At 58.0% G+C, this 12,694-nt stretch carries 14 protein-coding genes; 5 read left to right on the forward strand and 9 right to left on the reverse strand.

Features of this window, described 5'->3' with window-relative positions:
- Nucleotide 1: 1 nt before the first annotated feature.
- From holA to HY2_RS07350, 4 genes are read right to left on the reverse strand one after another with little or no spacing between them, the layout of a single operon-like run.
- On the reverse strand, nucleotides 2–1,036 hold the full coding sequence (gene holA, locus HY2_RS07335) for a DNA polymerase III subunit delta (RefSeq protein WP_034826209.1): 1,035 nt from the start codon (nucleotides 1,034–1,036) through the stop codon (nucleotides 2–4).
- A complete protein-coding gene (lptE, locus tag HY2_RS07340) occupies nucleotides 1,036–1,509 on the reverse strand; it encodes an LPS assembly lipoprotein LptE (RefSeq protein WP_034826211.1) in 474 nt (157 codons plus the stop codon). The genes holA and lptE overlap by 1 nt, the downstream gene beginning before the upstream one ends.
- The gene (gene leuS, locus HY2_RS07345) at nucleotides 1,506–4,073 is read right to left on the reverse strand and encodes a leucine--tRNA ligase (protein ID WP_034826213.1); all 2,568 of its coding nucleotides are present in this window, start codon (nucleotides 4,071–4,073) and stop codon (nucleotides 1,506–1,508) included. Before leuS ends, lptE begins: the two co-directional genes overlap by 4 nt.
- A 42-nt stretch (nucleotides 4,074–4,115) precedes the next feature.
- Entirely contained in the window at nucleotides 4,116–4,541 is a 426-nt protein-coding gene (locus tag HY2_RS07350; RefSeq protein WP_034826214.1) for a DUF3576 domain-containing protein, read from the reverse strand.
- Nucleotides 4,542–4,647: 106 nt separating this feature from the next.
- On the opposite strand from HY2_RS07350, the gene HY2_RS07355 reads away from it, so the two are divergent.
- Together HY2_RS07355 and HY2_RS07360 are read left to right on the forward strand one after the other, a co-directional pair.
- Nucleotides 4,648–5,829, forward strand: coding sequence for a porin (locus tag HY2_RS07355; protein WP_034826216.1), 1,182 nt, complete (start codon nucleotides 4,648–4,650; stop codon nucleotides 5,827–5,829).
- A gap of 77 nt (nucleotides 5,830–5,906) precedes the next feature.
- Complete coding sequence (locus tag HY2_RS07360) at nucleotides 5,907–6,359, forward strand: NtrZ family periplasmic regulatory protein (protein ID WP_034826218.1); 453 nt, start codon at nucleotides 5,907–5,909, stop codon at nucleotides 6,357–6,359.
- Here the strand turns inward: HY2_RS07360 and HY2_RS07365 are convergent.
- Complete coding sequence (locus tag HY2_RS07365; protein ID WP_158535292.1) at nucleotides 6,356–6,979, reverse strand: thiamine phosphate synthase; 624 nt, start codon at nucleotides 6,977–6,979, stop codon at nucleotides 6,356–6,358. The two genes, HY2_RS07360 and HY2_RS07365, sit on opposite strands and share 4 nt — an antisense overlap.
- Before the next feature lie 4 nt (nucleotides 6,980–6,983).
- Between HY2_RS07365 and HY2_RS07370 the strand changes: the two genes are divergently transcribed.
- Nucleotides 6,984–7,652: a YggS family pyridoxal phosphate-dependent enzyme gene (locus HY2_RS07370; RefSeq protein WP_034826261.1), complete on the forward strand. Its 669-nt coding sequence runs from the start codon at nucleotides 6,984–6,986 to the stop codon at nucleotides 7,650–7,652.
- Here HY2_RS07370 and HY2_RS07375 read toward each other — a convergent pair.
- Nucleotides 7,649–8,152: a L,D-transpeptidase family protein gene (locus tag HY2_RS07375; protein WP_034826222.1), complete on the reverse strand. Its 504-nt coding sequence runs from the start codon at nucleotides 8,150–8,152 to the stop codon at nucleotides 7,649–7,651. The two genes, HY2_RS07370 and HY2_RS07375, sit on opposite strands and share 4 nt — an antisense overlap.
- A gap of 105 nt (nucleotides 8,153–8,257) precedes the next feature.
- On the opposite strand from HY2_RS07375, the gene HY2_RS07380 reads away from it, so the two are divergent.
- Nucleotides 8,258–8,944: a response regulator transcription factor gene (locus HY2_RS07380; protein WP_034826223.1), complete on the forward strand. Its 687-nt coding sequence runs from the start codon at nucleotides 8,258–8,260 to the stop codon at nucleotides 8,942–8,944.
- Here HY2_RS07380 and HY2_RS07385 read toward each other — a convergent pair.
- The 3 genes from HY2_RS07385 to HY2_RS07395 all read right to left on the reverse strand — a co-directional run bounded on the left by HY2_RS07385 (nucleotide 8,926) and on the right by HY2_RS07395 (nucleotide 11,553).
- Complete coding sequence (locus tag HY2_RS07385; RefSeq protein WP_034826225.1) at nucleotides 8,926–9,813, reverse strand: CPBP family intramembrane glutamic endopeptidase; 888 nt, start codon at nucleotides 9,811–9,813, stop codon at nucleotides 8,926–8,928. The two genes, HY2_RS07380 and HY2_RS07385, sit on opposite strands and share 19 nt — an antisense overlap.
- Nucleotides 9,810–10,613: an exodeoxyribonuclease III gene (locus HY2_RS07390; RefSeq protein WP_034826227.1), complete on the reverse strand. Its 804-nt coding sequence runs from the start codon at nucleotides 10,611–10,613 to the stop codon at nucleotides 9,810–9,812. Before HY2_RS07390 ends, HY2_RS07385 begins: the two co-directional genes overlap by 4 nt.
- A 280-nt stretch (nucleotides 10,614–10,893) precedes the next feature.
- A complete protein-coding gene (locus HY2_RS07395; RefSeq protein WP_034826229.1) occupies nucleotides 10,894–11,553 on the reverse strand; it encodes a LolA family protein in 660 nt (219 codons plus the stop codon).
- Nucleotides 11,554–11,794: 241 nt separating this feature from the next.
- Between HY2_RS07395 and trxA the strand changes: the two genes are divergently transcribed.
- Nucleotides 11,795–12,682 carry a thioredoxin gene (gene trxA / locus HY2_RS07400; protein WP_034826231.1) on the forward strand — a complete coding sequence of 296 codons (888 nt, stop codon included), beginning with the start codon at nucleotides 11,795–11,797 and terminating at the stop codon, nucleotides 12,680–12,682.
- Nucleotides 12,683–12,694: the final 12 nt, after the last annotated feature.

A 12,694-nucleotide genomic window follows, 5' to 3' on the forward strand; every position in this document is an offset into this window, starting at 1 on the left:
TCTAGCCAACCATTTCAGCTGCGCGAGCGATCTCATTCATCAGTACACGTACAACAGGATCGGCACTTCCGGAGCTGGACTTTGCCTGCTGCTCGGCTTCATAGATCCGTTCCATGATCCGCATAAGACGCTTGGCTGGCCATTTGCGCAGACGGGCATTGAAGGCCGGCCAGTCATTCTGCCAGACGGGCGGGCGCAGTTTCATGCCGGGATTGGAATTGCCCGCCGCCATTTTTGAGTGCGCGTCCAGCATACGCACCGTTTCGAATTGCAGGGACCGGAGAATGGAGATGCCACTTGTGCCGGCAACAGCCAACCGGTCCAGCGCTGCATGTACGGCAGCAGGCTGGCCATTCAGTGTGGCACGGATTGCAGCCGACAGATTGTGATCAATATCCGTTGCCGAGAGGGCGCGAATGTCGCTGACATTGATCGGACGGCCGAGGTTCAGTGCGTAGAGCGAAAGCTTTTCGATCTCCGCATTTGCCAGATTTCTATGGCCTGGCAGGTCACCCACAAACAGGTTGAGCGCATCCGGTTGAATCTCGATGTTCGCTTCGGCCAGAACAGACTTCACCCGGCCTTCAATGTCGCCAGCTTCATCTGCGAACAATTGCAGGCATGCGGTCAGTTTGGCGGCTTCGGCAGCAGCGCGGATCTTTGAGCGCTTTTGCAAGCTGCCGGCTTCGATGATGAGACGGGCGGAATAAAAGCCTTCCTGAGAGTCGCCTTTCTGGATGGCTTCGATAAGTAGTGCGGCGATCTTGTCGCCATTGGTCCGCACGCGAATGACACGCGGATCGCCCAGAAGAGACACAGCCTCCAAACCATCGAACAACAGGGATGGGTCTTTCCGAATGGAATCATCATCCAGAGGGGTAACATCCATGGTTCCGGATTTCGGCGTCCAGGCCCTGATCAGGCTGAGAGCGGCATCAGAGGCCAGCCCCTCATCTTCCCCGAATGCAAGCACAGCCCAGATTGACGGCTTGGGCTTACGGGCAAAATCAGCGGCCTGTTTGCCCTTCAGCAGCATCAGTCTTCAACAAGTTCAAGACGTAGATCATCGACGATACGCTTGGCGAGAAGACGCATGGCACGATCGGAAGCCCCTTTCTGAGCGGAGATATCTCCATAGGGACTATCTGGAACGGCAAAATTGACTTCACTGGATGATCTACCACTCAACGATCCGCTTTCACGGGAGAGCGTGTAGCGGGCATTGGCAACAACGCTTGAGCGTGAGGCTGCGCCATCCGGTTTGAAGGTCAAACGCGTGAGGTTTTCATCAACTTCCACTCTCAGCGTAGCTGGCTCGGTCACATTGGGCAGGCCGATTGCCAGTTCTTCTTGCAACGCCCGGCGCAGCATGTAGCCGGACCGGCCTGCAATCGGGGGTACGGTAATCATGCCGCTCGCATAGTTTGCATTGGAACCCGTTGCGTAAACAGGCCGGAAGCCGCAGCCGGAAATCAGGGCGAAAGCTAAGATGGCGAGAAGATATTTCATGCCACCACGATATTCACGATGCGGCCGGGAACGACAATGGTTTTCTTCACGGACTTGCCTTCAATGAAACTGGTTACTTCCTTCTGAGACAGGGCCAGAGCCTCAACGTCATCCTTGCTCATTGCCTTGGGTACGGTGATTTCCGCGCGGCGCTTGCCATTCACCTGAACAGCCATTGTCACACTGTCATCAACTGTCAGGGAGCTGTCGACTATAGGCCAGTCGGCTGCGGAAACAAATCCTTCCTTGCCGAGACGCTCCCAACAGGTTTCAGCCAGATGCGGCATGAAAGGTGTCAGGCAGCGGGCCAGCATGGAAGCCCCTTCCTGTCGCGCGCCCAGAATGGCGTCTCCAGCAGATTCCGCCTTCTTGAGCGCGCTGACCCATTCATGGATTGTGGCCACTGCGCTGTTGAAACGGAATTCTTCAATCGCCTTGTCGATGGCGGCGACAGCCTTGTGGCTCACCTTGCGAAGGTCAAGGGAGTCGGCATCATCACCAGGCTGCACGGTGGCATCCTCAGGCAGGTTGTCAAAGACGCTCCACAAGCGTTGGGCGAAGCGCGCTGCGCCTTCTACACCGGCCTGCGTCCACTCGACATCGCGCTCCGGCGGAGAGTCAGACAGCACGAACCAGCGGGCCACGTCTGCACCGAACTGCGCAATAATGGCGTCGGGGTCGACCGTGTTCTTCTTTGATTTGGACATCTTCTCGATTGGTCCCGGCGTGGCGATGGCGCCCGTTGCGGTTTCGATCCAGATGTCTCCGTCCTTCTGGACTTCCGACGGTTGCAACCATTTGCCGGCAGCAGATTTGTAGGTCTCGTGCGTCACCATACCTTGCGTGAACAGACCTGCGAAAGGCTCTCCACTCGGCAGGTCCAGCAGTCCGACATCGCGCATGGCTCGGGCAAAGAAGCGCGAATACAGCAGGTGCAGCACAGCGTGCTCAACCCCGCCGACATATTGGTCAACCGGCATCCAGTAGGCGCGCTCTTCCAGGTCTCTCACGCTTGCAAAGCGGGAGTAGTACCAGGAGCTATCGACGAATGTGTCGAGTGTATCGGTTTCGCGGCGTGCAGCGGATCCGCATGTCGGGCAGTCGACATGCTTCCAACTTGGGTGACGCTCCAGCGGATTGCCCGGTTTATCAAAGCTGACATCCTCCGGAAGTCTGACCGGCAGGTCTGTCTCCGGCACCGGCATAATTCCGCAACTGTCGCAATGTATGACCGGGATCGGGCAGCCCCAGTAGCGCTGACGGGAAACCCCCCAGTCACGCAAGCGGTAGTTCACCGTGCCTTCGCCAAGGCCCATGGATTCGATTTTCTCAATCGCCCCGCGCTTGGCGTCTTCAATAGACAGGCCATTCAGGAAGCCGGAATTGAAGATCGTGCCGGGGCCGGTATAGGCCTCTGTATCAACATTAAAGGTCTGACCGTCTGTATTTGGCGGCAATACGACAGGTTTTACCGGCAGGTCGTACTTGCGGGCAAAGTCCATATCGCGCTGGTCATGGGCCGGGCAGGCGAAAATCGCGCCGGTGCCGTATCCCATCAGCACAAAATTCGCGACCCAGACCGGCAGGGTGATGGACTCATCGAAGGGATGCTTCACAGTAAGGCCGGTGTTGAAGCCCAGCTTGTCTGCCTTCTCGATGGCTTCCTCGCTGGTGCCGATCTGCGCACATTTTGCGCGGAAGGCTTTCAGCTCTTCCGAGTGCTCGGCCAGCTTGATGGTCAGCGGGTGATCAGGTGACAGGGCCACAAAGCTCGCGCCGAACAGCGTGTCGGGCCGCGTCGTGAAGATCTCCAAGCCATCAGCATAGCCTGTCGGGGCATCGCTTGCGAACTCGAACCGCATCTGCAGGCCTTCTGACCGTCCGATCCAGTTCGCCTGCATGGTGCGGACCTTTTCAGGCCAGCGCTCCAGCTTCTGCACTTCTTCCAGAAGGTCTTCGGCATAATTTGTGATCCTGAAGAACCACTGGGTCAGCTCACGCTGTTCCACCAGAGCACCAGAGCGCCAGCCACGGCCATCAATCACCTGCTCATTAGCCAGCACCGTATTGTCGACCGGGTCCCAATTCACCTTGGAGGCTTTGCGATAGACAAGGCCCTTTTCCAGAAATTTCAGGAACAGGGCCTGCTGGTCGCCATAATATTCCGGATCGCAGGTTGCGAACTCCCGACTCCAGTCCAGAGACAGGCCGAGCTTCATGAACTGCGCTTTCATGGCGGCGATGTTCTGATAGGTCCATTCGCCTGGATGGACGTTTCGCTCCATCGCAGCATTCTCTGCGGGCATGCCAAACGCGTCCCAACCCATCGGGTGAAGTACATTGTAGCCTTTGGCGCGCTTGTAACGGGCAACTACGTCGCCCATCGCATAATTACGTACATGGCCCATGTGCAGACGCCCCGAAGGATAAGGGAACATCTCCAGCACATAAGCCTTAGGGGCATCACCCGCCTCGGCAGGTGATTTCGCTTCGAACAGCGCAGCCTTGTCCCAAGCTGCACGCCATTTTTCTTCCGCTGTTTGCGGATCGTAACGGGTCGCCATGCCCCTAGACCTTTCCGGATGAAAAGAGTGCCCCTGAGGACTCTATCCCAATTGTGAATTCTTCAGAATACGAGCGCGTTCGAGGATTTTGTTTTCCAGCTGGACACCTGTCACCGGATCGACCGGGGCATCCACCCATTCACCATTTTCATTCGTCTGACGGAAAACGGAAACCTTCACGCCGTCAGCGCGTAGGCGTGTATCGAGAATATAGACGGTTGCTTTGATGCGCTCCCCCGGAGCTTTATCGAAGGTTTTCCAGTCATAAACGATAAGACCGCCGATGGGATCGGCCGACTTTACGGGAAGATCATCAAATGTATCGAGGGCCGCGCGCCATAGATACGGATTCACACTGCCAATATTCTGCTGTGCAACTTTTTGTTCTGTGTTGGCGACTGACCTGGACTGGCAGCCAGAAACCAACAGCATTCCGGCCACTGCCGCAGAGAAGACAAATTTGATCATGAAGAAAGTTCCCGAAAGCAAGACCTTGTTGACGCGCGTTTGTATAACAAGGGGTGTACAGGCTCGCCAGTGCTGATCTGCGTGTCATCACCCCAGGAGTGACTGAATGAGATATGCCCTGATCTGCCTTGCCCTCAGCCCGGCTTTGGCCCCCATCGCGTCTGCCCAATGGGAAGATGACTGGCAGGTCTGGGAAACCAAAACCGAAATTGGCACAACCCTGCTTGGGGCAACGCATGCGGACGAACCTGTGCTGTATCGCTTCTGGTTGGATACCTCGCGCAATCGCATTCTGGACAATGGTGTGGAGATTGGCGCAGCTGGCAGGCTGGAAGTGCAGCGCGATCATCCCGCGCGCGCAGGCTTCAGCGGTGTTCCGAATGGAACAGAAGGCAGCGGTTTTGGTTTGCAGGGTGCCTTTACTGGTCTCGCCACCGGCATTCCGGCGGAGAATGAAGATGCGCGCCTGCAACTGGAGCAGGCCTATGTCTATGCCAATGGCGGCTATGGCGAACTCCGCCTTGGGCGCGATGCTGGTGTCGCGCTGCGCTTTCGGGAGGGGTCGCCTTCCATTTTCAACACGGTGGCCATTGGCGCGCAGACGTTGGACCCCAGCGGCACGGACGTCATAACGACCCGTCATGATTTGACCGGCCCTTCTGCCAAGCTGACCTATACGACCCCGCGCCTGATCGGCTTTCGCGCCGGGCTCAGCTTTACGCCGCGCGTCGCTGTGCGTGGCATGGACCGGGATGCGGACCGCAATTTGCCCAGCACGGCCCCGGTAACCCTCAAAAATGCTGCGGAAGGCGCTGTGAATTTCTCTCACCTTCTGCGCCAGAGCGGTGTGCGTGTACGTGCCTCGGTGGCGGCGAGCACAGCCGAGGTGGATGTTCCTGCCTATGCCGCAGCAAGCTATGACCGCGTATCAACTTGGTCGCTCGGCGGTTCTCTTGAATATCAGGACTTTAGTTTCGGCGCGTCTTACCTAAACTCTGACAACGGAATGGCATCTCAAGGAGATTATGATGCCTGGACTCTGGGCCTGACCAGGAAGGTCGGGAACTATCTTCTAGGTGCAGAGTATGGAGAGGGTGAAGACAATCTCACCAATTTGGATGGAAAAGTCTGGAGTGTAGGGGTGGCGCGCGAGTTCGGCGATCATGTAAAAGGCTCGCTCGGTTATCGTGAAACCGATCTGGATTTTGTCCCGATTCCCGCATCAGCTGGTGTGCAAACAGGCAATTCGCTCGATGGGATTGTGATAGAAATCACACTATCGAATTAGAATCTCAACCTTGTTGGAATGTTAATCTTCTATTTACCCGGCCCTTTGACTATTCTGACTACAGAGGTGCGTTTATTATGAAGCTCAGCTTCGCTATCACGGCAGGGATTTTGTTCGCTGCGCTGGCCATGCCGGCGACAGCGCAAGACGCCATGCCTGCACCTTCGATTGAGGTCAAAGCGCCGACCCTTTCGGAAACCGAATCTGCTCAGTCTGAATGGTATCGTCAGTTTGCCCAGCCGAAGCCAGCCGACAGCAAGCCGGTCTGGCAGGCAGAACCGACGCAGGATTTCTCCATGCAGTTCGGTGGCGACAAGCGGCTCCGCTTCAGCCTCGACAAGGTATCCCGTCCGGGGTTGACACCGCTTCCGCGTGAAGAAATGCAGGCCGGTGCCACCTTCCTGATCACGCCGCGTTTCTCCGTTGGGGGTGAAGTCAGCGTCGGAGCCGACAAGCTGGATGACAAATCCACTTGGGAATCCCGAGAAGTCGAAGCTGGCATCCGCCTCAAATCCGCGTTTAAATTCTAGCGCTCAAACGCGTCCACAATTCCCTCAATCGCGGCCAGGCCTGCCGCATTGCTTATGCTGCTGGCTGTTTGTGCGTTCAGCCCGCCCAGCGCGTAGAGCGGCAAGGGGGTGTGGCCTGACAGTGCGCGCAGCGTATGCGCACCCAGGGGGCTGCTGGCTGAGGGGCTGTTGGATGGAAACACGGCCGAAACCAGTGCGGCATCAAACGTGTTCGCATCCAGGCGCCGCAATTCCCTGCCCCCATGCGCACTGACAGTCATCAGCTTAAACCGCGTTCGCCATTTCCGGGCTGTGGCCAGCTGCGCAAAGGGCCAGTGCACACCGGCTGCCCCAACTTGCATTGCAAGCTTCGGGTCCGCCGCGATCAGCAGGTCCAGGCCGCGCCGATTGGCAATCTCTACCAGCTGTGTTGCCTGCCATGCACGGTCCGCGGCGCCATAATGGCGATAAATGATGCCCCATCCCTGCGGCAGCTGCTCAGCCACGGGGAGAGGGTCCGGTGTACGCTTGGGATCTGTCAGGAACAACGCAGGTGGAAGCCCCGCTGGCAGATGCCGCATGGCACGTCTTGCCGCAGAGATCAGCTTGCGTCTTTCGCCATATTGGGGTTTCTGCGCCATCAGCATGACTGATACGGATATTACCGAAATTGCCAAGCGTCGCCGCGCGATCCTGGATGAGCTTTCCGATATTTCGGAAACGCCGCCGGTTCTGGTGGCTGTCACCAAAACACAGCCGGATGAGGCGCTAGAGGCAATCCTGTTGGATGGACAGCGCGTCTTCGGGGAAAACCGCGTTCAGGAAGCCTATGAGCATTGGGAAGCCCGCCGCGAGAGTATTCCGGATCTGGAGCTGCGCCTGATTGGACCCCTGCAGTCCAACAAGTCCGAAGACGCTGTCCGGCTGTTTGACGTGATCGAGACGATCGACCGGGCAAAGCTCTGCCGCGAACTTGCCAAGGCGGAAGAGAAAACCGGCCTGAAGCGCACCTATCTGATTCAGGTAAACACCGGGGAAGAGCCGCAAAAGGCGGGGGTGAGTCCGGACGGTGTTGAGGATTTGCTGGCAACAGCCCGTGAGCACGGCCTGAATGTTGTCGGCCTGATGTGCATCCCCCCGGTTGAGGAGCCTGCAGGCCCGCATTTCGCGCTGCTGGCTAAGCTCGCCGACAAGCTGGGGCTCAACCAGCTCTCCATGGGGATGAGCGCAGACTATGACCTCGGTGCGCGGTTTGGCGCGACACATGTGCGGGTTGGTTCGGCCTTGTTTGGCGCGCGGGACTATAGCGCCTAGAAGCTGATCTCGATCAGCGTGTCGGGTGTCATCATTTCCAGCGCCGCGAGCAGGTCTTCCTTTTCCATCGCGATGCAGCCCTCGGTGGGCCGAAAGTCCGGCTGGGCGATATGCATGAAAATGGCGCTGCCATGCCCTGGCACGATCGGGTCGTCATTGTAGCCAAGCTCGACAATCACGTCATAGACATGATCGTCCCGCCACAGCTTCTCATGGCTGTGTTTGAAAGGCAGTGACACGAACAGATTGTAGAGCGGATGGTGTGCTTCATCGCACCAGCCATCGTCTGGCGTCAGGGGCACTTTTTCGAGCGCTGTTTTGGGTGGGGCAACCCTGTCAGGCCGATAGAAGACACGGCGGATGGGCCAGCTACCAGCCGGTGAAGCGCCGTCGCCTTCGCGCTTCTGGCCGGCCACGACAACGCCGCCCTTGCCTAGCACGCAGCGCGCCGTAAATCCCGGACCGGAGAATTTGCCATTTGGACGCGCCGTGAACTTCATGCTCACATCTTGCTCCCAGACTTGTGATTGCCCATTTTGGGAACTCTTATGGCATCTGGCGGACGCGACAAGATGCGGTGTGATCCCGCAGAGAAGGAGACCCGCATGACAGGCAAGAAGACAATCCTGCTGGTGGATGATGATCCAGACCTGCGCGAGGCCTTGGCCGAACAGTTTGAGCTCCACGAAGGCTTTGAAACCCTGCAGGCTGAAAATGCACATGAGGGCATAGCCACTGCCTTGGCCGAGCGGATAGATTTGATCCTGCTGGATGTTGACATGCCGGACATGGATGGCCGCGAAGCCTGTAAGCAGATGCGCCAGAAAGGTGTGCGCACGCCGGTCATCATGCTGACCGGGCAGGATGGCGATGCAGACACGATCCTCGGCCTGGAATCCGGTGCCAATGATTATGTGACCAAGCCATTCAAATTCTCCGTCCTTCTGGCACGGGTGCGCGCACATCTACGCAGCTTCGAACAGTCTGAGGATGCGACCTTCCAGATCGGGCCCTATGATTTTCGCCCGGCCATGAAGCTGTTGATCACGCAAGAAGGGCGCAAGGTGCGTTTGACGGAAAAGGAAACCAATATCCTGAAATATCTCTACCGCGCGCAGGGCAAGCCGGTTGCGCGGGATGAGCTGTTGTCAGAGGTCTGGGGCTATAATGCCACCGTTACAACGCACACGCTGGAGACGCATATCTACCGCCTGCGGCAGAAGGTGGAGCCGGACCCGGCCAATGCACGCCTCTTGCTGACGGATGCTGGTGGTTATCGCCTGCAGCCCTGATCAGCCATGCCTGAAACAGGGCGTGCGCGGCGGTAAAACCAGATACCGGCCCATCCGGCCAATACCAGCGCAAAGCCTTCCAGGCCCAACAGTCCCATATGTGGCCACTCAACAGAGGGCATCCACAAGAGCGACGCACCCGCCACGGCGTTGATACTGCCATGAAAGGCACCTGCGCCCCATGCGCCTGCCCCGCGCTCACGCAGCAGTGAGAGGTAGGGCGTTATCAGCATGCAGAAGACGCACATTGCGAGGACGCCGCCCCAGCCCAGTCCCGGATAATTGAAGCCCATCAGGATGATTGGTGCATGCCAGAGGCCCCAGATCAGGCCGATCAGAGCGCTCATCTTCCAGAAGCCAAGATGCGCCAGCCGCGGTTGCAGCCAGCCGCGCCAGCCGAGTTCCTCGCTAAAGGTCAAAGCCAGTGTGTTGATCAGGATGCCGATGGGAACGCCCACGCCGATCTGAATCCAAAACAGCATGTCAGCGGGCATCGGCAGGGGTGTTCCTGTGGCCTCCACGGCATCGGCCAGTTTCTGCGCAGGATCGGCCGGGGCAGCGCCCATCACGAGCAGGCACAGTACAACTGAGAGCGCCGCGAGTATGCATGGCATCATCCAGGCATAGGGCAGCCACAGGAAAAACCGCTTCCAGCTTTCAACTCTCAGGCCCAAAGTCCTCGCTCGGTGACCCCTGTCATAAAGATAGGCGCACACCAGGGCCCCAATAGCAGGCCCGAACATGGCCAGTGTGACCAGCCCCCCTGCGTAAATGCCTGCACCGTTAAATCCACCCAATCCGTACAACACGCCAAAACACGTCCATGAGAACGTGAAGGCAACAAGCAGGAAAAGGCGAATGGGCGTCACGTATTGAGCACTACACTGATCGGGGCATGGTCGGAAGGTTTCCATCCACCGCGCCAGCCAAGATGGATCTTGTAGCTGCTGACGTCCGTATCCGGCAGAGCCGCAGGATTCACCCAGATATGGTCCAGCCGTCGGCCACGATTGCTTTTTGCCCAGTCCTTCGCGCGGTAGCTCCACCATGTGTAGAGCTTCTGTTTGTCATCTACTGACAGGCGGCCGATGTCCGCAAACTCCGCCTGTTTGCGGGAGTTTTCCAGCCGCTCGGTCTCTTCCGGCGTATGGGAGACGATCTTCAATAGCTGCTTGTGAGACCAAACATCATTCTCGTGCGGTGCGACGTTCAGATCACCGACCAGTACGCGCGGCGTTGTCGACTGTTTCTTGTAGGCCGGGCCGAGGCGCTCCAGAAAGTCCAGCTTGTGGGCGAACTTGTCATTGATGGCGGGGTCCGGTTCGTCTCCGCCAGCGGGCAAGTAAATATTGTGCACCTCAACGCCTGCGACTTTCCCGGCGATGACACGCGAATGGCCGTGTCGGCAGAGGTCTGGCGCCTCAATCCGTTCAATGGGCAGGCGAGAGGCGATGGCCACACCATGATGGCCGCCTTTTTGCCCATTCAGGACCAGATGCGGCAGTCCCATTTCGCGGAAGGCCTTTTCCGGAAATTCGCCATCTTGGCACTTGGTTTCCTGAAGGCAGATAACATCCGGCTGCTCGGCGGCAACGAAGGCAGCAACATTGGGTGCACGAAGCCGGACAGAGTTGATGTTCCAGCTGACGATCTTGAGAGGTTTTGACATGAAAGCTGCGTAGCAGTGTTTCCCAAAACGTCAACGCGCCCGAACGCGGGGAAGTTCGGGCGCGCCTGACGCGAGTTTCCAACGTCTCGCCGGGAGGGGAAGGCTCCGGCGGTGACAGTATGATGGTTCACAGCGGGGGGTCGGCTGCTGCGCGGGGTCTTCATACCGTCGACAGTTGCAAAGATGTCACTCCCAGAAATATTTTCAAGTAAAATATACGTTATGTTCTTGCGTGTGTCGGAAATGACGGTGGGCGCTTGTCGCGCCCACCTTGATTGCCTCAGTTTTCATTAAGATCCTTCAGAACGAACAGGCGCGGATTGAGGCGTTTGCCATATTCCACATTGCTCAGCTGAACCGAGGTGATGTTGTTGCCTGAATCCAATGTGCGCCAGCCGGTCAACTCCATATCGGACTCGCGCATCTGAAGCGTCAGCGTGCCATCCATCTCGCCGGACTTGTCCCGCAGCGTGATTTCGACATGGCCATTTGCCTGCGTGACATCCAGAATGTCTGCTTCGCTGGCAAGGTCGATCTTGTCGTCCAGCAGTAGGGCGAGCGGTGTGGTGCCCAGCGGCACACGATCCGTCGTTTCCAGTTCTGAATCTTGCAAGGCGACGGTAGTGCCGTCGCTGACCATAAGCAGCGGGGTCGGCGCGTCATAGTCAAACCGCATCTTGCCGGGGCGTGACAGGGCAAACCGGCCGGTGGTGACGCTCATGTCCGGGGACAATTGCTGGAACGTGCCGGTTGCGGTCTTCACCTTGGCCAGTGCTGCAGAGGCTCGCTTCAGCAGGGTCTGCTTTTGCGCATCGGTGAGCGCTTTCTTCTCGGCGGTCTGCGCCGCCGGGACGGCAGGGGCAGGCGATTGCAGGGCCAGCGCGATCGGGCTGGTCGCGATGGCCGTGACGGCGCCAAGCGTTGCCAGGAAATTCAACATGGGTCAGGTCTCCTTGTTCGTTGACCACGGCTTCGTATTTAAGGGCCTTAGTCCTTCCGAAACAGGGCAGTAAAAAGGTATTTTGGCCGCTTTTCGTTGGGCAGTGTTCAGCTTCACAGGTTGCGGCATTTGGCATGAGCGGAGCATGAACGCTGTTCATGAAGTAAGGTTTCAGGGGAAACGCTTGCGAAAGGCAGGGCAGAGGCCCATCTTCGCCCCAGACAGTCAAGGAATACACACAATGACCGACATGGCCTCCCTCTACACCAAGGACACAAACGATCAGGATTTCATGGCGGATGTTGTAGAGGCATCCCAGGAACAGCCTGTGATCGTGGATTTCTGGGCCCCCTGGTGCGGGCCGTGCCGTACGTTGGGCCCGATCATTGAAAAGGCCGTCGAGGACCGCAAGGGCCAGGTCAAACTGGTCAAGATCAATATTGACGAGAACCCGGCCTATGCGGGCCAGCTTGGCGTGCGCTCCATCCCGGCCGTGTATGCCTTTGACAAGGGCCGCCCGGTCGATGGCTTCATGGGCGCGCTGCCGGAAAGCCAGATCAATGCGTTTATCGACAAGCTGGTCAGCGGCACGGATGCCGGCCAGATGATCGCTGAAGCGCTGGCACAGGCCGAAGCCGCCAGCCAGGCAGGCGATGCGGGGACTGCCGCGCAGATCTATGCCGCCATCATTCAGGAAGATCCGGAAAACGTGACGGCGATTGCGGGTCTTGCACGCTGCTACCTTGCCAATGGGGATGCAGAACGGGCCAGGGCGACCCTGGACATGGTGCCGGAAGACAAGCGCAATGATCATGCCGTAAAAGGTGTGCTCACAGCGCTGGAAATGATGGAAGACGCCGGCTCTCCGGATGAATTCGAGGAAGCCCTCTCCGCTGTTCTGGCCAATCCTGACGATCATGCCCTGCGCTTTGACCTGGCAGAGAAATATGCCGCCGCCGGTCGATACGCTGATGCCGTCGATCATCTACTGATCATCCTTGGCAAGAATCTCAACTGGGAAGAAGGCAAGGCGAAGGAAAAACTGCTTCAGGTGTTCGAAGCGGCAGGAGCAACAGACCCGGCCACAGTGGACGGTCGCCGCCGTCTCGCCTCCCTTATGTTTGCCTGATCCCGTAATCGC

This window comes from Hyphomonas pacifica, from assembly GCF_000682675.1.
Classification (GTDB): Bacteria; Pseudomonadota; Alphaproteobacteria; order Caulobacterales; family Hyphomonadaceae; genus Hyphomonas; species Hyphomonas pacifica.

Coding starts and splice junctions, on each gene's coding strand:
- HY2_RS07355 (WP_034826216.1), top strand. CDS start 4,648: ATGAGATATGCCCTGATCTGCCTTGCCCTCAGCCCGGCTTTGGCCCCC.
- trxA (WP_034826231.1), top strand. CDS start 11,795: ATGACCGACATGGCCTCCCTCTACACCAAGGACACAAACGATCAGGAT.
- HY2_RS07390 (WP_034826227.1), bottom strand. CDS start 10,613: ATGTCAAAACCTCTCAAGATCGTCAGCTGGAACATCAACTCTGTCCGG.
- leuS (WP_034826213.1), bottom strand. CDS start 4,073: ATGGCGACCCGTTACGATCCGCAAACAGCGGAAGAAAAATGGCGTGCA.
- HY2_RS07365 (WP_158535292.1), bottom strand. CDS start 6,979: ATGGCGCAGAAACCCCAATATGGCGAAAGACGCAAGCTGATCTCTGCG.
- HY2_RS07360 (WP_034826218.1), top strand. CDS start 5,907: ATGAAGCTCAGCTTCGCTATCACGGCAGGGATTTTGTTCGCTGCGCTG.
- HY2_RS07395 (WP_034826229.1), bottom strand. CDS start 11,553: ATGTTGAATTTCCTGGCAACGCTTGGCGCCGTCACGGCCATCGCGACC.
- HY2_RS07375 (WP_034826222.1), bottom strand. CDS start 8,152: ATGAAGTTCACGGCGCGTCCAAATGGCAAATTCTCCGGTCCGGGATTT.
- HY2_RS07380 (WP_034826223.1), top strand. CDS start 8,258: ATGACAGGCAAGAAGACAATCCTGCTGGTGGATGATGATCCAGACCTG.
- HY2_RS07370 (WP_034826261.1), top strand. CDS start 6,984: ATGACTGATACGGATATTACCGAAATTGCCAAGCGTCGCCGCGCGATC.
- HY2_RS07350 (WP_034826214.1), bottom strand. CDS start 4,541: ATGATCAAATTTGTCTTCTCTGCGGCAGTGGCCGGAATGCTGTTGGTT.
- lptE (WP_034826211.1), bottom strand. CDS start 1,509: ATGAAATATCTTCTCGCCATCTTAGCTTTCGCCCTGATTTCCGGCTGC.
- holA (WP_034826209.1), bottom strand. CDS start 1,036: ATGCTGCTGAAGGGCAAACAGGCCGCTGATTTTGCCCGTAAGCCCAAG.